This window comes from Bradyrhizobium diversitatis (genome assembly GCF_016031635.1).
GTDB classification, from domain to species: domain Bacteria; phylum Pseudomonadota; class Alphaproteobacteria; order Rhizobiales; family Xanthobacteraceae; genus Bradyrhizobium; species Bradyrhizobium diversitatis.
The window spans coordinates 84,721-111,270 of record NZ_JACEGD010000012.1 but is presented as its reverse complement, the minus strand read 5'-3'; the positions used below and the strand labels follow the sequence as shown (position 1 = coordinate 111,270).

Genomic DNA, 26,550 nt, shown 5'->3' with positions numbered 1-26,550 from the left:
GGGCCGCAGGATCATGCGAACAGCGTTCGTACAGAAGCCATCGGTGGCCTTCCGGCCATGAAGACCTGGCAGGCCAGCTGCATCGTTGCTGTTCTCGCATCCGTGGGACTCTTCCTGACCGCCGCCAACAGACCGGCCGCGACCATGCCGGATCTCATGTCGGAAGCGACAGCGAGCATACCGGCTGCGGCGCGCATGGCGGCTCCTGCGAACCTGGTGACGCCGGCCATGTACGCAGAGGCATCCGCCAGACTTGCGGCAGCGCTTCGGGCAGAACGAGCAGAGCTTGGTGCGGTGACGTCAGCAGGTGCCGCGCCGCCACACACCGACGCCGAGATCGTCGATGAACCCGCCACGCCGAAATTGGCGTCGTTGGGACAGGATGTCGTCCAATCCCTGCCACCGGAACGCGATGCGTCGAGCGGTGCTCCGAAAGCGGCGTCGACGCAGGATTTCCGTCATCTGGTCTACTACGTCTGGTCCGAACTGCCGCCCGCCGAGAAACCGGCGGAGATCGTCTTGCGTGCGTTCAGGGACATTCCAGTGGGAACGCCGACCGAGGAGATCAAGCGCGCTGCCGACGCGTTTGGTCTCGATTTCAATTTCATGATGGCAGTTGCCAAGATCGAATCCGGTTTCAACCCCAATCAACGCACCGGGTCGTATATCGGACTGTTTCAGCTGAGCCATTATGAGTTCGGCAAGTTCGGCTTCGGGCAGATTCGCAGTCCGCGGGATAACGCCGTCGCGGCCGCCTACAAGGTCATTACCGAAGGCGTCCTGTTCCAGTGGATCACGCACCGCAAGCCTGATATGAGCGACCTCTACCTGATCCATCAGCAGGGCTGGGAAGGCGCCGCCGAGCACATCAGCCGGCCCGCTCGCGCCGCATGGAAATCGATGTGCGCCACCAGCGAAGGCAAGGAGAAAGGTGAGAGGTGGTGCAAACGCGCGATTTGGGGCAATGCACTTCCGGCCTTCAAGCGCAGCTGGAAATCGGTGGACAACGTGACGTCAGAGGCGTTCGTCGGCATGTGGCGCGGGCGGGTCGCCGAATTCTACGGGAAATATGTGGCGACTGCCGCTGCGGCGGCAAACCCATGATTCCGTCCTCGGCAGCGCCACGCCTGCTTTGCCTTTGGCTGGTAGATCGGTAGAGCGCCAGCGAACCCATCAACCCTCCGCCTGTGGCGAGGCATGATGGGTTTCGCCATCGCGGGGCCGCTCGCCCGCCTACAGCGCCAGCACCACCTCTCCCGACACGGCATCCGTGACGCCACGGCCGTTGCCTTGGTCCTCGAGCACGGACCTGAAACTGTCGAGCGTCTTGATCATCGCCGATCGTGCCGCAACCAGCGCGTCCTGACTGGACCAGGTGCCGATGAGGCAGAAGGTCTGCTCGCCGGTCTTGATGATGACGCCATGCTCCAGGCCCGGCCATCTGGCTTTCCCATCTCGGTGCGCGTCGAGGAAGGCGGCTTCCGCGCCGGGCTTCACCCTGAACTTCACCACATTGTAAACCTGCATGGTGGGCCTCCGGAAAAATGGATGGATGAAAAACGGGCGCCGCGCGAGGTCAGGACGAAAAGTCCGCGGGTCGCCCCGACGGATTGTCGTCCCCGCGCACGGCGGCGTCACCGTGACAAATCGGCATGGCGACACCGGTCTTTTCGGTCAGCTGAAACAAAAGCGCGAAAACAACCCCATGCACAGTAGCCGGCCCTAGTGGGATCAATGGCTTAACGGCGTTGCTGAGACGTTTGCCCCGTCGGGCAAAATCCGTTGTTCCGTCGGGCAAAACAGGCGCAGAATGCCAGCATCGGAAGGATCGGGATCGGGAGCCCCTTCCGTTGCTCAGTACTGGCGTCGTCGAGCTCACGACCGCGTCCCGCGCACAATCCGTTCGGCGGTTCGACGGGCTGCGGTGCTCCTGATCGCTTGATCACCGGCAGCTCAGCAAGGGCCTGCGATACCCGCTGCGAGCTTTGCCCTAGCCGCACCGGGCTTAACGTGCTCGGCTTGTGACCCGTAGCAAACTTTCAAAGCGATGCCGCTGAGGGCCGCTTCTGACTCCGAAGCCGACATCATCCCTCGGGCACGCAGGCCAGGCGCAAGCCCCTATATATCCGCTCACGCATGGCAAGATAGGTTGGGTTATCGCTTAGTAGGCCGTTACGGAAACGACAAATGCTAAAGCTGGAATCGAGCGCGAGTCCTGCCTTCGCGGTTGCTTTCGCCTGATCCGTGGAGCCGAGCAGCGCGAGTGCGCCAGCGAGCAAAAAATGCGTAATGGGGTAGTTTCGGTTGGCTTCAAGGCTTCGTCGCCACCGGCTAACCGCCTCGTCATCCGCTAAAAGCTGAAATTTGGCGGCGCCGGCGAACAGCAGCCAGCGATAAGCGTTGATGTCGCAGGGCGAAAGGCGAAATGCCTCGTTCATGTGGGCCTCGGTCTCAGCTGCGCGACCCATGACAAATTTGGCGGCGCCAATCTGCGCATGCGCCCCGGCTAAATTGCGGTCCAAGGACAACGCTCGCTCGCACTCGGCTATCCCTTGCGTCGCACGGTTCGTTAGAATTAGAAGGTCGCCCAATACTAAATGGGCAATGGGATAATTCGGTGCATGAGACAGCGCTTTCACCACAGACACCTCAGCCATTGCGAGACGCGCAGCCCGGTCCGGTGAATATAGGCCCGATCCAATTGTCAAATCGACCATCGCCATACCGACCATCGCTGCGGTGTTCTTGGGATCAAGCGCTAACGCCCGCTCAAAGAGATCATGTGCTTGTGCCATGTACCCTGGGGTTCGCCCCTTGTTCAATGAAGCTGTGCCTTGAAAATACAGGTCCATTGAATTCAGATGAGAACTCTGTTCGGACCGCCTGGCCTCGTGCTCAGTAAGTTGAGCTTCTAGCGTGTTTGCGAGACGCGATACGATCTCGTCCTGCATATCGAACAGGTCGGCTACAGGTTTGTCAAAACGGTCGGCCCACAGGTGCGCGCCAGTTGCCGCGCCAACGAGTTGAACGTTTACCCGAAGTCGATCACGGTTGCGCTGCACCGAACCTTCGAGCACGTAGTGCACGTTCAACTCGTGACCAACCTGCTTGAGATCGACCGCCTTACCTTTGTAAGTGAATGCGGTATGTCGACCGATTACGAATGAGCCGCTGATGCGTGACAGGTCTGTCGTCAGGCTCTCCGTTATCCCGTCCACGAAATAGTCCTGCTCAGGATCACCGCTGAGGTTGGCGAACGGCAGCACCACGATGGAAAGACGAGGTGGTGAAAGCGGCCTTTGCGCCGTGTCGCCGTCCTGCGGCGCCAAGCCGACCGGCGCAATTACCAGCCTCTGCGCTTCCCGCACCGTACCAACGAAGCGGAAGCCCATGCGCGGCAGTGTTTTTATCAGCCGCTGTTCTTGGCCGGAGTCGCCGATTGCGCTTCTGGCGGCGTTCATACGGGTGGTCAGCGCGGCATCAGATACGATGCGTCCATTCCAAATGACATTGATGAGGTCGTCCTTACTGACGACGCGTTCCCTGTTGCGGATCAGGTAATCGAGCAAGTCAAAAACCTGCGGTGTGATCGACACCGCATCAGCTCTCCGATGCAGTTCACGCCGTTCGGTGTCAAACGTGTAATCCTCGAAGAGATAGCGCAAGCTACCATTCCTTCTTGGGGCACCTCTGTCGTACCCCTGGAGCACGAAGAATAAGCCGCCAGTAAGGAAAATGTAAGCTACCTGTTGAGCGAGCCAGCGCTTGTCCCGTCATCATCGTCTGGGTGAAGCAGTCTAGCCTGGGTAATCGCAATGAATACGATTCATGGGGTCACCGAGCTCGAAAAATATTGGGATGCATTTCAAGAGTGGCGCAAACGCGAGAGGCTGCGAACCCGGTTGTGCCGCCTGAGCGAAAAGGAGCTAAGGGATATCGGCATTACTCGCGGTGAGATCGACTACGTCGCCTCGAACAGAGCTATCGACCCACGAGGCGTCCGATCTGCCGAATGAGTCAAATATCTACCAATGGTGGGCAGCCAAATCCTCCGGTATTGGGACAATGGCTCCGAGAAACTCGTCGCAAAACGGCTGGCGCACCGACGGCGCGGAGCCATCGCCGGCTGTGCACGTCTTTATGACTGCTATTGGCCCTGGGCCGTCCAATCGCATGACCATTCGAGCGTCGGTTGTCAGACGGATACTGGAAGTGGCAATCCGCACGGACACTAGAGAGGCTGGTAGGATGGGTAGATGCCAGCGAAACCCATCAATTCCCCGCCTGTGGCAAACATGATGGGTTTGGCAAGGGCTCAACCCATCCTACGTGCTGGGTTTTGCTGGCAGTAACTAGTCAGTCTGCTGTTGGGTCATCGGCGAAGCTGCGGCTCGCCCCCTTGGGGTCCGCCTCACGGGGTCCAGCGGACTGGAATTGCTCGCGTTGAGCTTTCCTAAAGTGCCCCCAACAGACCTTCCGATGCCTGTTTGATTCAGCGAACGGTTCGCCGTTACCGGTCCGTCTCAATGCAGCCAAGATTCCAGGAGCCACCCAGCTGTTCTGGAGTTGGCGCGTCATGTGAAGCACTTCACATCAGGGCCCCTGGGGTTCGACTACTCTGATTGCGGAAGTCGCGGCGCAAATCTCTTTGCTTGCTTGAGGAGATTGCAGTGACGAAGACAATTCTGATGGCCGCCATCAGGGCGGTAATCGTGCTGCTGGCATGGTCCTTCGCGGCGCACGCATGATCAGAGCCGCCCCGAGCTCAATGGCTGGTTCGAGAGCCCAAAAAGCGGCAGCTTGTACGATTGGACGCTCGGCAAGGCGCCGCGGATCGAGATCCGTTGTTTCATCCCCCGGGGGCCATGATAGCGTTTTCAAACGAAGCCTGTCCTACGCCTGGTGATCGTTGTTGGCCGAAGCTGTTCTGGCGGAACGATACTGAAGCAGTTTTCTGATCGTCGATAAGCGCGCGCCTTGCACAAGAGAGGCTGCCATGGGCTTAGTTCTTCATCAGGAAGTTGATTGCCGCGTCCGACATGATCGTTCGACAAGGGGGCATCGCAACCGCCGTCTTGTTTGCGCGATGCTCTGCGCGGTGGGCATATTCCAACTCGCGAGTGAAGCCCGGGCGCAATGCACCGCACGAGATGTCTTGCAGAACCATTTGACGCTCAAGAAAGCTCCTTCGGCTGGCATGCCGCAGGTGCCGGTCAGATCCGCCACCGATGTCCCAACGTGGAAAACGATTGCGCTGGGGACTTTTGCAGACTCGCTCGCTCTCCGTAGCGCGCTGGACAAGAAAGGCTGCAGCGTCGGAGGGCTGGCTGCGGAAATTCTCGCTCGACCGGCCTTTGTCGTTGGTTCTACGAGAACAGACGTGGAGCTCGTCGCGGTATCGGCGGTCGAACTCGGCTTCCGAACCGACGTCGCAACTCTGGCTTCGATCTATGCGCGTGCTCAGCGATTCGGTTTTGAACTTGCGGCTGCGGAGGTCGGTCCACAATTGAGGCTTCAGTATCTAAACCAACCCATGGGTGAATTTCTCATCATCGGAATGGAACCAATCAAGACGTGGAGCGGCGAGCCAGTCATTCTAAATGTGGCAAATGGCGGGGCCGGACTTATCCTCATTGGTCAAGATGGCCGACCTGACGCAGAAATAGCCGCAGTCTCCCGCATTGTATTCGTACGGTCCAACAGAACCGTGCTTGACGAGCTTGCGAAGGCGGCAGCACTCCCGCCGCCCTGAACACGATGCGCCGGCAGCGCCGGATGCCTTTCGAGCCGACCGCAGTGTGCGACCGGTGGCATATTTCCGCACTTCGGCCGGCCCTCAGCGATCGAACTCCATGTCCGCTCGCAGTCGGCATTAAAGGCAAAATTTGTTTCGGTCTTCTAGGTTGACCCTGGCAGTTGTTGGGGCCGATTTAGAAGCGTCAGTCACTGGTGCGCACACCGCTGACGACCGCTCAGCCGTAGTACCGCTCGAGCAGGCTTCGTTCGACCTTGCAGATATACGTGTACTTTGGATTGACCACCTGCGTGCAGCGGGCTTCTGCGATCTGGCCCAGCAGCATGTAGCCTTCGGCCGCTGGAATCTTCCAGTCGTCCTCCATCCAGTAGACCATCTCCTCGAAAGCCATGCGCATCGCGTCTTCGAGCGGGCGGGCGCATCCCAGCGTGCAGATGTGGGTCGCGGTCTCGATGCGCGGATGATTCAATCTCGCGGGGGCCTTGGCCAGCGAGACCTTGACGGTGAGATTGGCCGCGATCTCGATCGCACCCATTCCGTTGCATTCGCCGTCGCCCTGGATGGCGTGACAGTCGCCCAGGAAGAGATGCGCGCCGTCCTTGTTGACGCGGAAGAAGATGCTGTTGCCCGTGGTGATTTCCTGGACGTCCATGTTGCCGCCATGCGTCCCGTTGTCGACGGTGAGAACCGCTCCGTGCACAGGGGCGACGCCGGCCACGCCGATCATCGGCTTGACCGGCAGGCGGAGATGCTCGTTCCAATGCACGTGGCCGTCCTTGACTTCGACGACGCGTGTCTGGATGCCGAATTCCTTGCGCCTGACCCAATCGGGAAACATGCCAATGCCCGGCCAGAGCGCCGTGAAGCCGAGTTTGTCGAGCTCCATGTTCACCACGTCGAGACGCAGCATATCGCCCGGCTTTGCGCCGCGCACCTCGATCGGTCCGGTGGCACCGTTGACGAACGGCATCGTCACGTCCGCCTCGGTCAATTGCTGTCCGAGATGACGGATGGTGCCGTCATTGGCATTGATGGCGCATTCCACCACGAAGGTTTCGCCGGGCTCGACGCTAGCGATGAACTTGTCGTCGCCGGACAGTGCGTATTTGATGTTACCGGCCTTGCTGATGCGCTTGGACATGGTCTCTCCATGGACATTTGCGGATGTGATGAGGTTGACGCGCGAAGCGGATGAGAGTCGCAGACGATCTTCACTATACCTGTCGGCGCCAGGGCATCAGCAGCCGTTCGATCTTGCCGACCAGCCAGGTAAGAACCAGCGCAAGCGCGATCGTCACGACCAGCGCGGCGAAGACCTTGGGAATGATGTAGAGCGATCCGGCTTTGAAGATGGCGTGTCCCAGCCCCTCTGACGACGACATAAACTCGCCAACAATGGCGCCGATCAACGCGAAGCCGACCGTCAGCTTCAGCCCTGCGAAGATATCGGTGAGCGACGCCGGGATCACGAGCTTCCGGAAGATCTGGAATTTCGAGGCCCCCAGGGTCTTCATCAGATAGATCTGGTCGCCGTCGGCGCCGACGGCTCCCTTGTAGGATGTCACCAGCGCGACGATCACCACCGACAGGGTCGACATTGCAACCTTCGAGACCAGTCCGGTGCCGAACCAGATGATCACGATGGGTGCGAGCGCGATGATGGGGATCGAGCCGAGTGCGATGACGAACGGTTCGACGACCCGGGACACGAAACGCGAGTACCAGAGCGACAGGCCGAGCAGAGTGCCGACCAGGTTGCCCATGAAGAAGCCGAGCAGCGTCTCCATGCCGGTGACCGCTGCATCACGCCACAGGCTGCCGTCCTGTGCCATCTGAATCAGGAAACCCGCGATCGCCGACGGCGATCCGAACATGAAGGCGGCCGGGCTGCCCTTCGGCGTGGCGCGTTCCCAGACGACAAGAAGAGCGGCCAGAACGAGAACTTGAGTCGCCAGCACGGCGATGCCGAAGCGCAAACGCTTCCACTTTGCACGTGCCACCGGCGACGGAACGCTTCCGGCAGGCTTCGACGCGTCAACCATGCTGGTCCCGATATCCGTCGTCATTGGATCGCAACGTCGAGATCGGCCCAGATGCGCCGGACGTAGCGGCTGAAATCCGGGTTTTCGCGCAGCGAGATGACGTCGGCGCGATCGGAGCCGAGTTCGATCTCATAAGCCGCCTTCACCGCAGTCGGCCGCCGCGTCAGCACGATGACGCGATCCGCGATCGAAACCGCCTCCTCAATGTCATGGGTGATGAGCAACATCGAGCGCCCGCCTTTGCGGACCAGACTGACCATGTCACTCTCGATGAGCAGCTTGGTCTGAAAATCGAGTGCGGCGAACGGCTCGTCCAGGAGCAGCACGTCCGGGTCATTCACCAGCGTGCGCGCCAACGCGACCCGCTGCCGCATACCGCCCGACAACGTCGCGGGATAGTGGTCTGCGAACCCATGCAGTCCAAGCTGGTCGAGCATGGCCCGGCTGCGGTCTTCGGCCTCGGCAGCAGGAACGCCCCGGATCTCCAGGCCGAGCATGGTGTTGGCGAGCGCCGTGCGCCACGGGAACAGGAGGTCCTTCTGAAGCATGTAGCCGACGTTCTGAGGCTGACCAACGACCTGCCGGCCGTGCCAGCGGATGCGGCCGGCATCGGGCGCCAGCAGACCACAGAGCGTGTTGAGCAATGTGGTCTTGCCGCAACCGGAGGGACCGACAAGGCTGACGATCTCGCCCTTGCGCAGCGTGAGGCTGAGATCGGCAATCACCGGCACGACCTGCCCGTTGAGGTCGTAGCCTTTTGCGACGTGCTCGACGACGAGCGGGAGAGCAGTGCCGTTCACGGCCTCGCCCTCGCCAGGCCTTGCGTGTGTGGCAGCCTCAACGCTCATTTCAGGCTGGCAATCGCCTTTTCGGCAAACGAGTTGTCGATGATCTGATCGAACGGGACTGATCCCTTGGCGTTGCCGAGGTAGATCTGCATGTCCATCAGGTTCTTCCACTGATCCTGCTTGGTAATGACCGATTGCGCCGGGATGAGATATTTCAGCTCGGCGTCGATCGCCTTGTCGACGACGTCGCCGGGAAGATCGGGGAATTCCTTGCGGGCGACTTCCTTGGCGAAGGCGGGATCGGCGTAGGTCTTGCGCGAGGCCTCCTCGAAGGACGTGACCAGCGCCTGCACCATGGCAGGGTCCTTCTGGAGCGTCGAGGGCAGCACCATGATGCCGGTATTGCAGAACGGCCCGACATAGTTCGAGAAGTCGAACACGACCTTGGCGCCTTGAGCCTCCGCGGCGGCGACGCTCGGCTGATAGGCGACCGCCATGTCGGCCTGCCCGGCCAGCATCGCCGCGATCTCGGTGCCCGGATTGACTGGAACGATGGTAGCGTCGGTGCCGAGCTTCAGGCCGGCTTTCTCCAGCATCCGCTTGGTGACGCTGAAATTGGTGTTGGGCTCGGGCGACGTGACGATCTTGAGACCCTTGAACTCCTTCGGGTCGGTGATCGGTTTGAGCGTCTTGGACACCCCAAAATAGTGCGCGCGCTGCACAACCGTACCGACCACGACGCCGGGGCCGCCGTTCTCGCGGGAGATCTGCGCCATGGTCGCATCGCCAATCGCGAAATCCGCGGAGCCGCCGAGCACCGCCGCAAAGGTCTGGGTGTCGCCGCCGGCGGCGGTCACCTTCATGTCGAGACCGTTCTTCTTGAAGATGCCGGCATGCATGCCGACGTAGAGGTTGATGTAGCCCAGATTGTGCACGGCCTCGCTGAAGCGAACGGTCTTGAGCTCGGCGGCGGAGGCAATGCGGGATCCGAGCAACGGCGCAGCGCCGATTCCAGCGGCGACAACGGACGAGGCGGCAAGAAAGGCGCGGCGGCTGAGCGCGCGGCTGCTCGACGCAGCAGGACGAACACGGTCGGTCATGGCGCTGACTTCTCCAGGGAAATGCTGACAGGCAGCCCAAAGACTAGGCGCCGACTGCTCCGCATCAAGCCGAAATAAGCGACGCGATTTGCTTGCGATTTGGCGCGGCCCGTCAATATGTCACGCCATTGACGCAGAGTGCCGGTGCATGGCCTGAAGACGCGGCTTTGCTGCCCGCCGCATCATCGCGCTGCCGAATTCAGCACCGCGCGCGAATGGTTTTCGTCATTTCTGACATTTTGACTGCATAAAAAATTTGCAGGCCGCGCAGCGTATAGCCATGCCGTCCGCGACGGCCGCACGCGACTACGGATTGACGCGCACCGAGGAGAAGCGGCCAGTCAGGGCCCCTCCGCATTTTTCGGCCGCGATGCGGCTCGCCCGGGTCGGCTCGCGCGGCGGCGCCGCGGACTGCAAAGGAACCCCGTCCTGCCTGACGCCACCATCCGCCTTGCGCAGAAGTTCGAAGAGATTATCGACCAGCCCTCGCAAACGCAGATTCTCCGATTTCAGATCGTTCATCCGCTGGACGGCGGGAACATCGAGCGTGCCGAAGTTGCGACGCCACCGGTAGAAGGTACGTTCTGTGATGCCGGCGGCCTTGCAGATTTCTGCAATGGACACCCCGGAACTCGCCTCGGCGAGGAGATGAATGATCTCATTCTCGGTGAATCGGGATCGCCTCATCGTTCTCTCCATCGGCCCGTCATTTGCAGAGGCTCGAACGCCGGCCCCGCGCTGGGCCTGAGGTCAGTATAGCCGAAGGATTGCCGGCGCCTAGAATATCCGAGGACGATTTTGCCGATCGCAGCCGTGGCGATCCGGGGCGGATTGCTCTTGGAGCCCAAAATGCCGAACCGCTACGCCTGGAGTTGTCCAATGCAGCGCCGCCACGAGATACCCGCCACGCCCGAAAACATGGTGTGGGGCTATTTGGACTGCAACACGCCGCCTGTCCTCGAGGTCAATTCCGGCGACAGCGTGACACTGCACAGCTTCCCGGCCGGAGGAAAGGAGACGCTGCCGGACGATCGGTCGTTGGTCCCCAAAGACTATCTGCTCGCCCTGGATACCATGCAGCCCGGGCCGGGGCCTCATTTCATTACCGGGCCCGTCTATGTGCGCGGTGCCAATGTCGGCGATACGCTCCAGGTCGACATCCTCGACGTGAAGGTGCGCCAGGACTGGGGCTTCGTGTCGGTCCTTCCTCTGCTCGGAACGCTGCCGGACGAGTTCACGGATTATGAAACGATCCATCCCAGGATCGACCGCAAGCGCGACGTCTGCATCATGCCGTGGGGCACTGAGATCCCACTCGCTCCCTTTTTCGGCATCATCGCCACTGCCCCGCCACCGAGTTGGGGCCGCTGCGGCTCCCCCGTTCCGCGCGCGTTCGGCGGCAACATGGACAACAAGGAGCTGCGGGCCGGCACGACGCTGTATCTGCCGGTGTTCAACGAGGGCGCATTGTTCTTCGCCGGCGACGGCCACGGCGTGCAGGGCGACGGCGAAGTCTGCATTACCGCGCTCGAGACCGGCGTGACCGGGACGTTCCGCCTGACCGTGCGCAAGGACATGGATATCAAATGGCCCTTTGCCGAGAGCGCGACGCATCTCATGTCGATCGGCCTCGACGAGGATCTCGACGATGCCGCCAAGCAAGCGGTCCGGGAAATGGTCAAGCATGTCTGCGCACGGACGAACCGAACGCGCAACGAGGCCTACATGTTGTGTTCGCTGGCCGGCAATCTGCGCGTCACGCAACTCGTCGACGGCAACAAGGGCATCCATATGCTGTTGCCGAAGGCGCTTCTTTAGCGGGCTGGCGCGAAAGACGTCACAATATCCTTCTCGGCGTACAAGCCTCACCGGTCCGCCGGCGCGGCACGGTCAGCGCTTGACATCAACGCTATCATGTAACATATGACGTTACATGAAACGCGATTCCCGTTTATCCGGCGTGCTCCACGTCCTGCTGCACATGGCGCAGCAGCCCGGGCCGTTCACGTCCGAGACCCTGGCGAAAGCCATGACCACGAATCCCGTGGTGATCCGGCGCATCATGGCGGGGCTTCGCGATCTCGGTTACGTCCGCTCCGAGAAGGGGCATGGCGGCGGCTGGCGGCTTGCCTGCGACCTCTCGAAGGTGACGCTTCGCGACGTCTACATGGCGCTCGGCAGTCCCTCGCTGCTGGCCATGGGCAACCGGACCGAGGCGCCGGGCTGCCTGGTCGAGCAGGCCGTCAATGCCGCGCTCGATCAGGCCTTTCGCGATGCCGAGGCACTGCTGCTGTCGCGGCTCGGCGAGGTCACGCTGGCGATGTTGGGCGAGGACCTGCGCAAGCGGCTCGGGTCTCGAAAGATCCACGATATCAGCGCGCATCGCGCGTGACCGGCTCCATTCACGGGGACACCATCATGACCGACATTCAAGCCGCATTCTCCGATCCGCAATTCGTGGCGAGATACACCGAGGGGCCGCGGCGCTTCGTACCGGGCTATGAGGCCATGCAGTCGATGGCGGCGATTCTACTGGCCGAACGCGTCCCCGACGATGCGCGGGTGCTCGTCCTCGGCGCCGGCGGCGGCCTCGAGCTCAAGGCCTTTGCGCAAGCGCACCCCGCCTGGAGCTTCGACGGCGTCGACCCGTCCGCGGCGATGCTGGCGCTCGCCGGGCGGACCCTGGGAGAGCTCGCCCCTCGTGCGCGCTTTCATGAAGGCTATATCGACGATGCCCCCGAGGGACCGTTCGACGGGGCCACCTGCCTCTTGACCCTGCACTTCGTCGATGTCGAAGAGCGGCGCCGCATCGCCTCTGAGGTGCGCCGCCGCCTCAAGCCCCGCGCGCCTTTCGTGGTCGCGCACCTGAGCGCGCCCCATGGCGAGGCGGAACGCCCGCTGTGGCTGTCGCGCTATTCCGCGTTCCTGGCCGCATCCGGCGTCGAGCCGGACCAGGCGGCGGCTGCGCGGGATGCCGTCAGCAACCATCTGCAGATCCTCGCGCCCGCGCAGGATGAGGCTATTCTGCGCGAGGCCGGCTTCTCCGACCCCACCCTGTTCTACACCGGCTTCGCCTTCCGCGGCTGGGTGGCCTACGCCTGAGGCGCCACGGCTCCGTCACCGATCGACCGGCACGCCGGGGCCGAGATGATATCGACTCGAGAAGAACACCAGCGGCGTGGAGTCGCGGTGGTCGCAGCCCGAGACTTCAGCGATGATGAGCGTGTGGTCGCTGACCTCGACGTGCCGTGTGACCTCGCAGGCGAACCAGGCCATGCAGCCGGACAGGCGCGGCAGGCCGTCGACGATCTCGTAATGCGGTGCCGCGCCGGTGTTCGGCTGGCTCGCGAAATGCCGCGACAGATCCCGGCCGTGATCCGGCAGGACGTTGACGCAGTAGCGTCCCGTCGCCGAGATCGCCCGAAGCATGCGGCCGGGCATGACGGAAACCAGCACGGTTGGTGGCGAAAGGCTGACGGTGACGAAACTGTTCGCGGTCATGCCACAGACAGAGCCGTGCTCGTCCAACGCGGTCAGCACGGCGACGCCGGTCGCAAAGCGCGACGCGGCCTCGCGGAACGAGGCGGGATTGACGCGGGGCATGTCAGTCTCCGCTCGCATCGATTTCAAGCAATCGCCCTGACGGGCTCAGGCGGCGCCGACATGCGCTCGATCCAGGCCTGGATGCGCCGCGGCGTGGAGATGCGGTCCCACTGCCGGTCCGGATAGTTGAAATTCTCCGTGAACTCGTTCGCCAGCGCCGGATTCTGGCTCATCGCGCCGATCAGCATGCCCAGCGCTTCCGTCGGCGGCTGCAGCATCACATTGGTCCAGCGCGAGGCCGCCAGCACGCGGTCCTGCCGCTTCAGGTCGATCTTCTCGCAGAGGCGCGCGTCCAGCGCATCGGCGTTGACGATCTCCTCGCCGAGCACGAAGGCCGCATAGGAGGCGACATTGGCGCCCTGGCCCATCATGGGATCGACGATCGCATGGACGTCGCCGAGCGCGATCGCGCATTTGCCGTCGTCGAATTCGACCACCGTGTTGCGGACGGTCGGAACGACGCCGCCTTGCAGCAGATCCTGCGGCTGCGCGAGATCGAAGCGCGCGGTATCGATGCGGTCGTAGGTGGTCGGGTGGTGCTTCTCCAGCTTGCCCAGCAATACCTTCAGGAAGTGCTTCGGGTTGTCGTCGTAGCTGAGCGTCGCCAGCTCCTCCATGTCGCCACCCGGGACGTTCTCCATCAGCAGCGCGTTGGCAATCCCGCCGAAGGTAATGGTCGGGATCACGATCATTTCGCCATGCCCGGGCGAGACCGAAAGCGTGACGTTCATGGGATCGGGCTGCCGCACGCCGCTGTAGAGCCCGACGCACAGCCGCCGCTGCGGCTGCGCATAGGGCGTGTGCTCAGGACGATAAGTGAAGAGCTGGCCGAGCGGCCCCTTGCCGGTGGAGACGACCAAGAGGTCGAAGCGCGAGACCAGCGGACGGATGTCGCGCTCCTCGATGCGGCGATATTCGAGCCTGCCGCCGCGCGTCGTGAAGTCCTGCATCAGGGCGGGAAGATAGATCCGGTAATCGACCGCGCGGCTCGGCTTGGAGAAATCGCCGCGAAAGCGCAGCGGCTGCGGGAAATTGAAGACGTGGTCGTGGTAGTAGTAATGGTCCTTCGGATCGGGCCAGTGATTGACGCCGAGATAGTCCTCGCGTGCGAGCGTCACGTGGTGATGCGCGACGGTGTTGAGCAGCCGGATGTTGCGGTAGTCCTCGGGCGGCCGATCGGTGATGACCGTGGCGTCCACGCCATGTTTTTGCAGGTAGAGCGCGAGATGCAGGCCGGCGATGCCGGCGCCGACAATTCCGATATGGCGTGCCACGTGACTCCCTTCCGATTGCTTTGTTTTGAGGGAGCCTAGCGGCCGGACCTGTTGCGCACTACGGAATATATGGGATATCATTTATTCCGGATCGGAATGAATTATGGACCGGATCGATTGCCTCCGCGCTTTCGTTCGCACCCTCGAGGGCGGCAGCTTCTCGGCGGCGGCCAAGGAGCTCGGCATTGGCCAGCCCGCGATCAGCAAGCGCATCGCGATGCTGGAGAGCGAGTTCGGCACGCAGCTGTTCTCGCGCACGACGCGCACGCTCAAGCCGACGGCCGAGGCGCACCGGATCTACGATCTCGCGCGCCAGATCCTCGACAATTTCGAGATGGCGCGGTCGAGCGTCGAGCACGCCGCGCCCCGCCCGACAGGCACGCTGCGGATCGGCGTGCCGTCGTCGTTCGGGCGGCGCTATATGATGCCCGTCATCGCCGAATATGTGCGTCACTATCCTGAGGTTCGGGTCGACATCCGCTTTAGCGAGCGGTTCGTCAATCTGGTGGAGGAAGGCATCGAAATTGCCCTTAGGATCGGAAACCTGGAGGCGAGCACGCTGGTCGCCCGCCGGCTCGGCACCGTGCAGCGCTACCTGGTCGCGACACCGACCTATCTGCACGGCCGCCCGATGCCGCGGACGCCCGACGATCTCGGCGCGCACCAGTGCATCGTCTATTCCAGGATGTCGCCGGCGCATCAATGGGCCTTCGAATCCGAGCATGGCCGTCACGTCGCGTCCATCAACGGACCCATTCATGTCGACGATGCCGACGCGATGCAGGAGGCGACGATGCATCATCTCGGCATCGCGGTCCTGCCCGATTGGAATGCTGCGGACGGCCTTCGCAGCGGCGAGCTCGAGCATCTGCTGCCGGACTACACGATCGCGGCGCTGCCGCTGCATGCGGTCTATCCGGAGACGCAGTGGATGTCGCCACGCGCGCGAACCTTCCTGGATCTCCTCGTGGAGCGCGCCGGACATTTCGCAATGTCCTGGCCGCAGAGCACCGGCATCCGTGCAGATGGTTGACGCCGTCCCGTGCGTCATTAAATGACGCCCATGAAAAAGATCGGATTCCTCTCCTTCGGGCACTGGACGCCCTCGCCGCAATCGCAGACCCGCTCCGCCGGCGACACGCTGCTGCAATCGATCGAGCTTGCCGTTGCGGCCGAACAGTTAGGGGCAGACGGCGCCTATTTCCGCGTGCATCACTTCGCGCGGCAGCTGGCCTCGCCCTTCCCGCTGCTCGCGGCCGTCGGCGCCAGGACCAGCAGGATCGAGATCGGCACGGCCGTGATCGACATGCGCTATGAGAACCCGCTCTACATGGTGGAGGACGCTGGCAGCGCCGACCTCATCGCCGGCGGCCGGCTGCAGCTCGGCATCAGCCGCGGCTCGCCGGAGCAGGTGATCGACGGCTGGCGCTATTTCGGCTATCAGCCGGCCGAGGGCCAGAGCGATGCCGACATGGGCCGGCGCCATGCCGAGGTCTTTCTCGACCTGCTCCGCGGCGAAGGTTTTGCCCAGCCCAATCCGCAGCCGATGTTTCCGAACCCGCCGGGGCTGTTGCGCCTGGAGCCGCATGCGCAAGGCCTGCGCGAACGCATCTGGTGGGGCGCCGGCTCGAACGCGACCGCGGTGTGGGCGGCGAAGCTCGGCATGAACCTGCAGAGCTCGACGCTGAAGAACGACGAGACCGGCGAAGCTTTCCATGTGCAGCAGGCTGCTCAGATCCGAAGCTTTCGCGCGGCATGGAAAGAGGCCGGCCACACCCGAGAGCCGCGCGTGTCCGTCAGCCGCAGCATCTTCGCATTGATGGACGACCGCGACCGCGCCTATTTCGGCGGCGAGCGCGGCGGCGAAGACCAGATCGGCTTCATCGACCCGCAGACCCGGGCCATCTTCGGCCGCTCCTATGCCGCCGAGCCGGATGTGCTGATCGAGCAACTCCGCCAGGACGAGGCGATCGCGGAGGCGGATACCTTGCTGCTGACGATCCCGAACCAGCTCGGTGTCGATTACTGCGCGCATGCGATCGAGGCGATCCTGACGCACGTGGCGCCGGCGTTGGGGTGGCGGTGACATGGACCGGCGCGGCACGACCAGACGTCGCGATTGACTTCGTGCACCACCCCCGCCAATGATCCCTTGGGGACTGTTGGACTGAATCAGGGGTTGGGGATGGGCTTGCGTCCGGGGATCTTCGTTGCGGCTTTCTTGCTTGCGGGGTGTGCGTCAGGGCCGATGGGCAGCGCGGCTCTGACAGATAACGTCAATGCAAAAACCGCACGGCTGGTGGTCTATCGCTCGTCCGCCATGGGTTTCGCAGTCCAGCCAAGCTATGCGGTCGATGGACGCGTCATTGGCGGCAGCCAGGCTGCGGGGTTCGTCGCCTGCGAGCTGCCTCCGGGCCGCCACGAGGTTGCAGTCAACAATCTTCCGCTGAGCAGCAACCTGTTCGGGCAAGGAAGCGAGAAGGTGAGCCTCGATCTGCGTGCCGGCAGCACCACCTACCTCTCTGCCCAACCGCAGATGGGAATCGTCACTCCCGGTGCAATTACGTTGATCCAGGTCACGGAGAGCCAGGGCCGTGCCGACGTCGCCAGCTTGCATCAGAGCAACAGCTCATGTGGCAAGGCATGATCTGAGGCGCTCCGCTGCCGAAACGCGGATGAAACGCCTTATCCTGCAAATCATCTTGCGCCTTGGCCGCTATGCGATCCTCCCCGTCGTCGCGCTGGCTTGCACGATTCTCGCCATCTGGCTGATGATCATGGACCGGTACACGATTGCGGCGCTGGCCACCGCACCGATTGTGTTCACGATCTTCATGGCCGCGATGGCGCTCGCAATTGGGCTGCTGTTCCTGCCTTCGCGCAAGCATCGCAGCTTCGAAGCCGACGAGGAGACTGCCCCGGGGCTCTGGGCGGTATGGAACGAGCTCGATCGCAGCTTTGTCGGATCGAACCGCACTCTGCGGGTCGACACCGATTTCAACGCTTCGATCTCGGAAGAAAGCCGGTATGCCGGATTGTTCGGGCAGCATGTCACGATGACCGTTGGTCTGCCATTGTTGATGATCCTGGATCAGCGGGCGGTTCGTGCCGTTATCGCTCATGAAGTCGCGCACGCCCGGCTTCGGCACACCTCGGGAGGCACCAACCTCGCGGATTTCATGGCAGCCGCGGAGAACGTTTTCTTGTATGCCGATCCGGAGCACACCGTTACCGGATATACTGTCCGCATCCTCCTCCATTCCCTGCTCGAAAGGCTCGAGAAGGAATACCGCGCGTTGTCACGGGAGAACGAGCTTGCCGCCGATGTCGAAGCGGCCGAGCAAGTTGGACGCGAGGAGATGGCACGCGCGCTGGTGATGATGGAGGTTTGTGGAGCACGTCTGACCGATCTCGTATTCGCCCCGCTGCAGAAGGAAGTGCTCGGCGCGATCAAGGCGCCATTACCACCGTTCGCGCGAATCTTAGATCAGATCGCAGCGATAAGAGCGCCCGGACCCATGACCGCCGCCGTCGCCAGTCTGAGCCGCGAGCACGATCCCGATTCGACACATCCGCCTTTTGGCCAGCGGCTGGCGAACCTCGGGTACACCGACATACCTGACATCGGCGAGGTACAAGCCTCCGCAGTTGACCAGCTTCTCTCACCGGACGCTGCCAACGAACTCACTTGCCGATTCGATGAGGAATGGCCGAAGAAGGTCCAGGAGTGGGTCAGCGTCGGCAGATGAATGTGCGGGCTGTGGATGAGCGGCCGTCATGCATGTCCAGTTGCTTCATTGCCCGATGGCGCCTGATGCCGATCGTTCGACATTTCATGTCTGCGAGCTGTATCAGCCTGGCGTCGTGCGTGCGTTCGTGAAGAAGACGCAGAAGACCCCGCGGGCGCCGCTGGTGGCGGTGATTGGCGAGGCGATATGCCCCAGAGGAATCACATTTGGCCTCTCACACAAAAGATCGTCACGCCCGGGCTTGTCCCGGGCATCCACGTTCCCGGTGCGGCGTGGCGAGGCGTGGATGGCTGGGACAAGCCCGGCCATGACGATGTGGGGACTATCGTGCCGCAAGCTACCTCACATGCGATAGCCCTGCCCCTCCCCCACCCTCACCCCGTCTTCGTCCCCGTGATGACGGCCAGCGCCTCGACGAGGCGGTCGAGGTCGGCCTCGTCAGTGTAGAGGGCGGGCGTCACACGGATGCACTGGCCTTTGGCGACGCCGGCGCGGCGCACCGTCATGATCCTGTAGCTGTCGCGGAGCTTCACCACGATGCCCTCGTTGTCGACCTTGCTGGTCTTGCCGGCGAGGCGGAAGGACGTGATCGCGCCATATGAGCCGGCTTCATCCGGCGTCAGAATCTCGATGCCCTTGAATCCGCGGACGCGGCTCACCCAGTAGTCGCGCAAATAACGCAGGCGGGCTTGCTTGGCCGCCGCGCCGATCTCTTGATGCAGCGCCACGGCCGTGGGCACCGTCAGCACCGTGGCGAAATTGACCGTGCCGGTATGCACCCGCGAGCGGATGTCGCTCTCCGGAAAATCCTCGTCGCCCATGTCGCGATCGATGGCCGCAAGGCGGTCCTTCCTGATGTAGAGGAAGCCGACGCCGAGCGGCGCGCCGATCCATTTGTGCAGATTGAAACCGACGAAATCGGCCTCGAGCTCGCCCACCCGGAAGTCGATCTGTCCCCAGGAATGGGCGGCGTCGACGATGACGTCGATGCCCTTGGCCTTCGCCATGCGGGCGATCTCGGCCACCGGCATGACGAAGCCGGTGCGGTGGCCGACATGGGTCAGGAGCAGAAGCCTCGTCTTCGGGTTCGCCTCGATCGCACGGGCATAGGCGTCGAGCACCGCCTGGCGGGTGGCGGGCTCCGGCACTTCGAACTTGACCACGTCGACGCCGCGGCGCGCCTTCAGCGCGTTCATCGCATACTGCATCGAATCATAGTCGAGATCGGCATGGAGCACGCCGTCGCCCGGCTTCAGCCGGTTGTAGCCGCCGATGAGGAGCTGAAGCGCTTCGGTGGCGCCGCGGGTGAGCGCGATTTCCTCGGGTGCCGCGCCGACCGCCTCCGCCACCTTGGTGCGCACGGCCTCGAAATCGGTACCCGCACGCAGCCGCGCGTAGTAGGTGTTCTGATAGTTGACCATGTCGGACTGGCGGATGAACTCGCGCCTGACAGGCTCGGCCATGATGCCCCAATAGCCGTTCTCGAGATTGACGACATCAGGCGTGACGGCATAGAGCCCCTTCACAGCCGCCCAATAGGCCTTGTCGGTGGCGACAGCGGCCATTGAGCCGGTCGGCTGCGCCGGAAGGCCTTCAGCCGCCATCGCCGGTGCCGCAAGCGGCACCACGGCTGCCGCCGCGAGGCCCTTGAGGACCAGCCGGCGGTCGGCCGAAATCGTCTTGATCAGTTGCATGTCGGCTCTCCCCAGAGCATTCTCGAGCGACGTGACGTCCGGCTCCGCGTCAGGAAAACGCGTCAAACAATCATCCGGAGCTCCGTTCCGATGTCATCGCGACGGAAGAGGCTCCGGAGCGCCGGGAAAAAAGCAACGGACCATGCAGCTGAGATGACCGGATCATGACAATGCGATGATCGAGCAAAGCAGATTGCAGAATTAGGCTGCCGCCTGCTTCGTTGCGGCTCGCGCGTCTTGAGAAGGCGGGATCAGACGGTCTGCAGATGCGTCCGGCACGAGCGGAACGAGCTCGTCCACCGCGCTCTCGACCCGATTGCGGCCAAGCGCCTTCGCCGCGTAAAGCGCCTTGTCGGCGCGCTCGCATAAGGCCTCGATGCCGGCGGGCTCGCTATCCGCGTGTGCGAGGCCGACGCTGACCGTGGCTGCGACCGCAACACCGTCCACGACACGCGCGGCCGCCGCGAAGCTCTCGCGGACGCGCTCGGCGGCCGCGATCGCCGCCTGCCGGTCCGGCCCCTTGAGGATCGCGGCGAACTCCTCGCCGCCGAGCCGGCCCGCAACGCCGCCTCGCGGCAGATTGGCGGACAGTGTCTGCGCGAACAAGCGCAGCACGCGGTCGCCCATCGCATGGCCATGGGTGTCGTTGATCGATTTGAACAAGTCGAGATCGAACAGCAGGAACGCGATCGTCCCGTTTGCGGGCGCTTTCAGGCATCGCTCGCCGAATTCCAGGAAGGCGCGGCGGTTGGCGAGACCGGTCAACGCGTCCGTCATCGAGGCGCGCTTGTGCACGAGCTCGCTCCGCTCCTTGGTGAGCGCAAGAAACAGATAGCTGATGGCGATGATGAAGAGCAGGGTAAACGTGCTTACGATCGCGAACCAGAACGACTGCAGCGCCTCGAAGCTCGTGACCGGCGCCGCGGCGAGCGGATGCGCAACGGCGAGCGGAATGCGCACGAGAAACAGGCCGCCGCCGAGCGCGGTCAGCACGATCAGCGGCCATCGCGACAGCAGCGGCTCCGCGCGGCCGGTCCACAGCACGTAGGCGCAGCCGAGCGAATAGAAGCCCATGGCCGCCGAGACGACGATCATGCGCGCCGTGGCGGACTCGTACAGCGCCGGGACCTGGCAGACTGCGATCCATGTCACAGCGCCGGCGAGCAGGAGAAGCGGGCTCGCCCGCCGGCCTTCGAAGCAACGCGCCCCCTCCAGCATCAGAGCGCAGGCCGTGAACAGGACGACGTAGGCGAGATCGACCGAGTAGACATCCGGGATCACGCCGCGCAGGCAGAGCAGGCCAAGCGCGGCTGCCATGACCAGCACGGCGCCACCCCACCAGGCAAGGGCGCGAACCGTGCGATTTTGCAGCCACGCGAAAAACGTCAGCGCACCGAGCAGCACCATGACGGCCAGCATCAGCACATAGATCGTCGGGACATAGAGCAGCGGCATGGTTCTCACCCTGTCGCCGGCGCTATACCAAACCGCCGCTACGATTTGCTTGCGATGATTGGTAAACGCAGTGGTAACGGCCGTGGTGATGCCGAGCTACGTCACAGTCTGGCAGCCGGCAGCATCGCCGCGACCAGCAGACCACGGCGCAAACGCCGTCGTCGTCAAACCGCAAGGCCCAATGCGCCACCCTCGGGCTGAGGCGCCACTGAACCGGCGGGCACATGATTGACGACGAGGCCGGTCGGCACCGCCGCATGTTTTGACAGCGCCGCGGTTACCCTGCGCATCGCGGCTGAACCGAGCTCGCCGGCGCGCGCCACCAGGACGATCAGGTCCGCATGCGCAGCCAGGGCGATGGCGTCGGGCTGCAAGGCGAGATTGCCGGCGTGGACGATGATCAGGTCGAACTCCGAACGAATGTCGTCCTCGGGCCGCGCATCGGGCTTTCGGCCGGCGCTCAGCAGTTCCTCGATCGATTGAAGGCCCGCCGTGGTCGAACCGTCGTGCCATTCGGTCACCGGCGGCTGGTGACTTGCGAATTCCGGCTGGAGCCGGATCAGCACGCTCATCATGCCCCGATTCACGGCGGCGCGATTGAGGGAGCGCGCAACCGTGTTGCCGCCGGCGCTTTTGCCGACCGACAACACCAGCGCGACCTTGCAGCCGCGCACCGGCACACGGTCGATGCGTTCGAGCAGCGGCCGCAGATGGATGCCGACATCGAGCTCGGCCGAGGTGGCAACCGGTTTTTGCCAAACGGTGCTGATCCCGGCTCCGGACGCCAGCTCGGGGATACGAACCCAGACAGGAAGGCTGGGCATCGGCTCGGCCCGGGGCACGGCGGCGGGCGGTGGCTGGACTTGCCGATTGGGCGCCTCCTCGGCATCCACAGATGCTGGCGCCTGAACGGACGCGGGCTCGTCGGCGGACACGCTCGTCATCACCGCAACGGCGCCGGTCGACGTCAACAGCGAGCCGATCGCCAGCGCCGCGAGCAGCAGGGCGAGCGGCGGACGCGTCGAGCGCACCGGCGGAATGGCGATCGAGGCGACCTTGGTCTGGGATGCCTGCAGCTGACGCTGCTCGCTGGTCGTCTTGAACCTCGACAGGAACTGCTCGTAGATGTTCCTGTTGGCGTCGGCGTCGCGCTGCAGCTCCTGCAGCTTCACGAGAGCCTGGCCGTCGACCAGCATCTTCGTCTCGACGGCCTTGAGCTGCTTCTCCAGCGCGTTCTGCTGCTCGCGCTGGGCCTCATATTCGGACTTGGCCGTGTCGATGTTCTTTTTCCGCTCGATCTCGATCTGCCGGTTGATGTCGGCGAGCTGGCTGTAGGAGATCGCGAGGTCGGGATGGCGATCGCCATACACCGCCTTCTTCTGCGCGATCTGGTCATTCAAGGTCGAGCGCTGCGCGCGCAGCATGCTCAGCAGATCCTGCTTCACCGGCCCTTCGACATTGGCCTTGAGGTCGCGTTGCACCTGCTCGTAGCGCGCCTTGGCCTCTTCGGTGCGCGCGCGGGCGGCGGAGACCTGCTGGGTCAGATCGGTCACCCGCAATTGCTGCGTGGTGGATTCCTTGCCGGCATTGACGATGTTGTGCTCGAGGCGGAAGGCGGCAACGGCATCTTCCGAGCTGCGCAGGCGCTCGTTCAGCGTCTTCAACCGGTCCTTGAGCCAGTCGGCGGCCTCGTCGGTTGCCTCGGTGCGGACGCGACCCTGGCTGGCAACGAATGCCTCGGCGATCGCATTGGCGTAGTAAGCGGCCCGCTCGGGGCGGTTCGAGGTGAAGGAAATCGCAATGACGTAAGTGAGCCCGCGCCGGGTGATCTCGAGGCGGTTGCGGAATCTTTCGAGCAGGCGCGTCATGTCGGTGTAACCGCCGGCGACATCCTCGTCGTCCGCGATCTTGAGCTGCTCGATCAGGGGACGGAGAAAACCGTCGGATTTTGCGATCTCGATCTGGCTCTGAAGCGCCGCGGCATCCTGGCCGATGCCCGGCAGCACCTCCTGATCCGAGGTCACGCGCAGCTCGCGGGGATCGAGCACGACCAGGGCCGTCGCGGCGTAGCGGACCGGAAGAACCACCAGGACGACGATGCCGAGGACGAACAGCGCCGCGGCCAGCGTCAGAATGCGCCGGCCGTTCTCGCGCAGAAAGGAGAGTGTACCGAAGACGGTCAGCGATCCCATGGTCATGCCAGGCGAGACGCCGTCAGGCTTCGCCTTCGCAGCCCGCGGCGCTTCCCACGAAGCCGCTTGCTCCGTCGGGGCGATGCTTCGCGGAGATGCGCTTCGACCGAACGCCATGGGGTTGGACTCGAAATCAACTGACAGGCCTGGAGGCTTGCCGCACCGTAAATATCCATGGTTAACCGGCGGTTACGGCTGGGCTGGCCTTGGGCGGTGAACGATTCGTTAACGAGACGCGGCCAGCCAAGCGCTGTATTTGACCATCGAGATCACTGGAGGCCGGCTTGCTTTGGCGTGACGCTTTCCTGACGGCACTCGTTGCAATGATGGCGTTGAGCTTTCTGCCATCGCTGCGAAAGTTCCGGCAGACGCCGGTCCCATTCGATCCCGCCCGGCCCTATCGGGCCTATACAAGGGACTATGACCTCGAGATCAAGGCCGGCGATCTGGATGCCGTCCTGGCCGCGTTGCCCGATCGTCGCTGGGCGGAGCGATTTCCGCAAATCGACCCCGGACCGCTGTACGACCTCGAAGCGGAGCTTGCGGGACGGCGCGCGGATCTTGCCGCCACCCAGCAACAGGACAGTTCCCCTTCGGATACGATCGTGACACTGCTCATCGACCATTCTGGATCCATGCGCGGACAGCCGATCCTGTTCGCAGCAAGGGCTGCACTGGTCGCCTCGGATTTGCTCGATGGCCTCGGCGTCACCCACGAAGTGCTCGGCTTCACGACGGCACGCTGGAAGGGCGGACAGAGCCGGGAGAAATGGCTGAACGACCGCAAGCCCTCTTATCCCGGTCGCTTGAACGATCTGCTGCATGTCGTCTATTGCAGCCCCGCAGAGAAGCTGAGCGCGCGACATTGTGCCGAGATGCTGCGGCGGGATCTCCTCAAGGAGAACATCGATGGCGAGGCGATCGAATGGGCTGCGTCGCGCTTGCGCCAGCGCGACGAAAGACAGAAATGCCTTATCGTGCTGTCCGACGGCGCGCCGGTCGACGATTCCACGTTGCACGAGAATGGCGACAGGTATCTGGACCGCCATCTGCGCCGCGTCATCGGCGAGATCGAGCAGGCCGGCGATATCAGGCTTGCCGCAATTGGTATCGGCCATCCGGTCGAGCAGTATTACAAGGATGGCCTCACGATCAGCTCTCCTGAAGAGCTGGAAAGCACCCTGGTTCAGCTCATCAACCGGCTCTTGCACCCGTCCGCTTAGTTGCATTCAGGCGCGGCGCGCATTAGCGGCGCCTGCCTGCGCTCGCCTCGATGTGCGACCGCTCACAAGCCGATGACATACCCGTCCCGCCTCGGATCGGCGCCACCCGTCATCACGCCGGTTACCGGATCGAGCGCGACGGCCTGCATGCCTCCGCAGAGCATGGTCCATCCGGTGTCCAAAATCTCGATCTCGTGGCCGCGGCGCTTCAGTTCGGCGATGGTCTGCGGCGCGATGCGGTTCTCTGCCTGAATGAAGCGGCCGTCCCACAGCCGTGAACGCGGCGCCTCGATCGCCTGCTGCAGCGGAAGGCCAAACTCGATGTGCTGCACATAAGCCTGGGCCTGGGTTTGCGGGATGCCGTAGCTGCCGGGCGTCCCCAGCGCGAGCACCGGACGGCTGCCGCGCGTCGCGATCGACGGTGCCATCGTCACCGGCAATGCGTCGCCTGGCTTGGCGAGGTTCGGGCTTCCCGGCTGCACGTCGGCCCAATGCAGATGATTGTTGAGGCAAACGCCGGTCCCCGGCACCACGACGCCGCTGCCGAACGGGCTGCCGAGACTTTGCGTCATGCAGACCAGATTGCCTTCGGCGTCGGCGATCGAGAACGAGGTGGTGTGGCCGGGATCGGCACGATCCTGCGGCATCCATTGCTCTGTCGGGCCCGTGATCGGCCGGCCGTCGCTCACACGCTGGCGAAGCCGCGCGATCGTCGCGTCGGACATTCCTCCAGCGGCTTGATCCGGTCCCGGATTGCCACGGGCGATGCGCTCGCCGGCCGCGAGACGGATCGCGCGATAGACCGTATCGAGATGATCGGCGCCGTCCTTCGGCAGACGCCCGAGGTCAAAGGCTTCAAGGATCTTGAGGGTCAGGGCGAACTGGAAGCCGCCGCATTGCTGCGCCGGGACGTGAAGCTCGAGCCCCCGATAGGACACGGTCAGGGGATCGAACCAATGCGGCTTGACGGCGATGACATCGTCCAGCGTCAGGCTGCCGCCGAGCGTGGCGAGATAGTCCACGATCCGCCGGCCGAGCTTGCCGCCATACAGATATTCGGGTCCCGATTCGGAGATCTCGGCAAGAGTCTGCGCGAGATCAGACTGCGCGACGATGCTGCCGAGCTTCACCGGCATTCCATCCGGGAGATAGTTCCTGACCAGTGCGGCGTGCAGCTCCGGCCAGGGTTCGAGCAGCGGCACCTGCTCGTTGATCTCGTCAACACCGAAGTCCGAAAGCGCAAAGCCGTCGCGCGCCAGCGTGATCGCCGGCGCAAAGACGTCTGGAAGCGATTTGCTTCCATAGCGCGAGAGCAGCTCGCACCAGCCCGCGAGATTGCCGGGCGTCGAGGCCGCCCGCGGGCCGCGCTCGAGCTCGAATCTGCTGGTGTATCTGCCGACCGGGAAGCTTGCGGGCATCGGCGGAGCGAAGTCGAGCACGCGAATGCGCTGCTCGCTCGCCACCCAGACCGTGGCCAGTCCAAACCCGGCGAGCCCCGACATGAACGGCTCGACCACGTTGAGGGCGGCCGCCGTGGCGACGGCCGCATCGAACGCATTGCCGCCCTGCATCAGGATTCGTGCACCGGCCTGTGCCGCGAGCGGATGCGCGGCGGCGACCATGCCGTGCCGCGAGAACAGCGTCGGACGCCCATATGTCCTGGCGAGTTGCATCC

The 26,550-nt window shown here is 63.4% G+C and carries 24 protein-coding genes; 11 read left to right on the top strand and 13 right to left on the bottom strand.

The genetic code is table 11. The features are described 5' to 3' along the window. Window positions 1-57: 57 nt before the first annotated feature. A complete protein-coding gene (locus H1B27_RS14610) occupies window positions 58-1,104 on the top strand; it encodes a lysozyme family protein (RefSeq protein WP_197966527.1) in 1,047 nt (348 codons plus the stop codon). Window positions 1,105-1,233: 129 nt separating this feature from the next. Here the strand turns inward: H1B27_RS14610 and H1B27_RS14605 are convergent, their stop codons facing one another. Continuing rightward, on the bottom strand, window positions 1,234-1,527 hold the full coding sequence (locus tag H1B27_RS14605) for an antibiotic biosynthesis monooxygenase family protein (RefSeq protein ID WP_197966526.1): 294 nt from the start codon (window positions 1,525-1,527) through the stop codon (window positions 1,234-1,236). Window positions 1,528-2,084: 557 nt separating this feature from the next. Then, the gene (locus H1B27_RS14600) at window positions 2,085-3,665 is read right to left on the bottom strand and encodes a winged helix-turn-helix domain-containing tetratricopeptide repeat protein (protein WP_197966525.1); all 1,581 of its coding nucleotides are present in this window, start codon (window positions 3,663-3,665) and stop codon (window positions 2,085-2,087) included. A 150-nt stretch (window positions 3,666-3,815) separates the two neighbouring features. Here H1B27_RS14600 and H1B27_RS40800 point away from each other — a divergent pair, with 150 nt between their 5' ends. After that, on the top strand, window positions 3,816-4,016 hold the full coding sequence (locus H1B27_RS40800) for a DUF1127 domain-containing protein (protein WP_197966524.1): 201 nt from the start codon (window positions 3,816-3,818) through the stop codon (window positions 4,014-4,016). A 980-nt stretch (window positions 4,017-4,996) separates the two neighbouring features. After that, a complete protein-coding gene (locus tag H1B27_RS14590) occupies window positions 4,997-5,752 on the top strand; it encodes a hypothetical protein (protein ID WP_376708984.1) in 756 nt (251 codons plus the stop codon). A 220-nt stretch (window positions 5,753-5,972) separates the two neighbouring features. On the opposite strand, the gene H1B27_RS14585 is transcribed toward H1B27_RS14590, so the two are convergent. From H1B27_RS14585 to H1B27_RS14565, 5 genes are all read right to left on the bottom strand, one after another. Then, window positions 5,973-6,896 (bottom strand): acetamidase/formamidase family protein, encoded by a 924-nt coding sequence (locus H1B27_RS14585; protein ID WP_197966523.1) that lies wholly within the window; start codon window positions 6,894-6,896, stop codon window positions 5,973-5,975. Between the two features lie 73 nt (window positions 6,897-6,969). Then, window positions 6,970-7,797 (bottom strand): ABC transporter permease, encoded by an 828-nt coding sequence (locus H1B27_RS14580; RefSeq protein WP_246515424.1) that lies wholly within the window; start codon window positions 7,795-7,797, stop codon window positions 6,970-6,972. Between the two features lie 20 nt (window positions 7,798-7,817). Beyond that, a complete protein-coding gene (locus H1B27_RS14575) occupies window positions 7,818-8,645 on the bottom strand; it encodes an ABC transporter ATP-binding protein (RefSeq protein WP_210343342.1) in 828 nt (275 codons plus the stop codon). Further along, the gene (locus tag H1B27_RS14570; RefSeq protein WP_197966520.1) at window positions 8,642-9,685 is read right to left on the bottom strand and encodes an ABC transporter substrate-binding protein; all 1,044 of its coding nucleotides are present in this window, start codon (window positions 9,683-9,685) and stop codon (window positions 8,642-8,644) included. Before H1B27_RS14570 ends, H1B27_RS14575 begins: the two co-directional genes overlap by 4 nt. A gap of 306 nt (window positions 9,686-9,991) precedes the next feature. Continuing rightward, complete coding sequence (locus H1B27_RS14565) at window positions 9,992-10,384, bottom strand: transposase (protein ID WP_197966519.1); 393 nt, start codon at window positions 10,382-10,384, stop codon at window positions 9,992-9,994. A 180-nt stretch (window positions 10,385-10,564) separates the two neighbouring features. Between H1B27_RS14565 and H1B27_RS14560 the strand changes: the two genes are divergently transcribed. From H1B27_RS14560 to H1B27_RS14550, 3 genes are all read left to right on the top strand, one after another. Then, window positions 10,565-11,503 (top strand): acetamidase/formamidase family protein, encoded by a 939-nt coding sequence (locus tag H1B27_RS14560; protein WP_197966518.1) that lies wholly within the window; start codon window positions 10,565-10,567, stop codon window positions 11,501-11,503. Window positions 11,504-11,618: 115 nt separating this feature from the next. Next, window positions 11,619-12,077 (top strand): Rrf2 family transcriptional regulator, encoded by a 459-nt coding sequence (locus tag H1B27_RS14555; protein ID WP_197966517.1) that lies wholly within the window; start codon window positions 11,619-11,621, stop codon window positions 12,075-12,077. Between the two features lie 26 nt (window positions 12,078-12,103). Further along, window positions 12,104-12,787 (top strand): class I SAM-dependent methyltransferase, encoded by a 684-nt coding sequence (locus H1B27_RS14550; RefSeq protein ID WP_197966516.1) that lies wholly within the window; start codon window positions 12,104-12,106, stop codon window positions 12,785-12,787. Between the two features lie 15 nt (window positions 12,788-12,802). Here the strand turns inward: H1B27_RS14550 and styB are convergent, their stop codons facing one another. Both styB and styA read right to left on the bottom strand, forming a co-directional pair. Beyond that, complete coding sequence (gene styB, locus H1B27_RS14545; RefSeq protein ID WP_035678322.1) at window positions 12,803-13,288, bottom strand: styrene monooxygenase NADH-dependent flavin reductase subunit StyB; 486 nt, start codon at window positions 13,286-13,288, stop codon at window positions 12,803-12,805. A 23-nt stretch (window positions 13,289-13,311) separates the two neighbouring features. Further along, a complete protein-coding gene (gene styA, locus H1B27_RS14540; protein WP_197966515.1) occupies window positions 13,312-14,562 on the bottom strand; it encodes a styrene monooxygenase subunit StyA in 1,251 nt (416 codons plus the stop codon). Window positions 14,563-14,665: 103 nt separating this feature from the next. On the opposite strand from styA, the gene H1B27_RS14535 reads away from it, so the two are divergent. The 4 genes from H1B27_RS14535 (at window position 14,666) to H1B27_RS14520 (ending at window position 18,311) form a co-directional block, all read left to right on the top strand. Then, window positions 14,666-15,595 carry a LysR family transcriptional regulator gene (locus H1B27_RS14535; RefSeq protein WP_197966514.1) on the top strand — a complete coding sequence of 310 codons (930 nt, stop codon included), beginning with the start codon at window positions 14,666-14,668 and terminating at the stop codon, window positions 15,593-15,595. 30 nt (window positions 15,596-15,625) lie between these two features. Continuing rightward, complete coding sequence (locus tag H1B27_RS14530; protein ID WP_061879567.1) at window positions 15,626-16,648, top strand: LLM class flavin-dependent oxidoreductase; 1,023 nt, start codon at window positions 15,626-15,628, stop codon at window positions 16,646-16,648. Window positions 16,649-16,747: 99 nt separating this feature from the next. Beyond that, a complete protein-coding gene (locus H1B27_RS14525; RefSeq protein ID WP_061879568.1) occupies window positions 16,748-17,209 on the top strand; it encodes a DUF2846 domain-containing protein in 462 nt (153 codons plus the stop codon). Between the two features lie 28 nt (window positions 17,210-17,237). Next, the gene (locus H1B27_RS14520) at window positions 17,238-18,311 is read left to right on the top strand and encodes a M48 family metallopeptidase (protein ID WP_197966513.1); all 1,074 of its coding nucleotides are present in this window, start codon (window positions 17,238-17,240) and stop codon (window positions 18,309-18,311) included. Between the two features lie 374 nt (window positions 18,312-18,685). Here the strand turns inward: H1B27_RS14520 and H1B27_RS14515 are convergent, their stop codons facing one another. From H1B27_RS14515 to H1B27_RS14505, 3 genes are all read right to left on the bottom strand, one after another. Further along, entirely contained in the window at window positions 18,686-20,005 is a 1,320-nt protein-coding gene (locus H1B27_RS14515; RefSeq protein WP_197966512.1) for an aminotransferase class V-fold PLP-dependent enzyme, read from the bottom strand. 201 nt (window positions 20,006-20,206) lie between these two features. Then, the gene (locus H1B27_RS14510) at window positions 20,207-21,460 is read right to left on the bottom strand and encodes a GGDEF domain-containing protein (protein WP_061879570.1); all 1,254 of its coding nucleotides are present in this window, start codon (window positions 21,458-21,460) and stop codon (window positions 20,207-20,209) included. 164 nt (window positions 21,461-21,624) lie between these two features. Next, the gene (locus H1B27_RS14505; RefSeq protein WP_197966511.1) at window positions 21,625-23,769 is read right to left on the bottom strand and encodes a GumC family protein; all 2,145 of its coding nucleotides are present in this window, start codon (window positions 23,767-23,769) and stop codon (window positions 21,625-21,627) included. 167 nt (window positions 23,770-23,936) lie between these two features. Here H1B27_RS14505 and H1B27_RS14500 point away from each other — a divergent pair, with 167 nt between their 5' ends. After that, complete coding sequence (locus H1B27_RS14500) at window positions 23,937-24,875, top strand: cobaltochelatase CobT-related protein (protein WP_246515423.1); 939 nt, start codon at window positions 23,937-23,939, stop codon at window positions 24,873-24,875. A 62-nt stretch (window positions 24,876-24,937) separates the two neighbouring features. On the opposite strand, the gene H1B27_RS14495 is transcribed toward H1B27_RS14500, so the two are convergent. Next, on the bottom strand, window positions 24,938-26,548 hold the full coding sequence (locus tag H1B27_RS14495; protein WP_197966510.1) for a gamma-glutamyltransferase family protein: 1,611 nt from the start codon (window positions 26,546-26,548) through the stop codon (window positions 24,938-24,940). Between the last annotated feature and the right edge of the window lie 2 nt (window positions 26,549-26,550).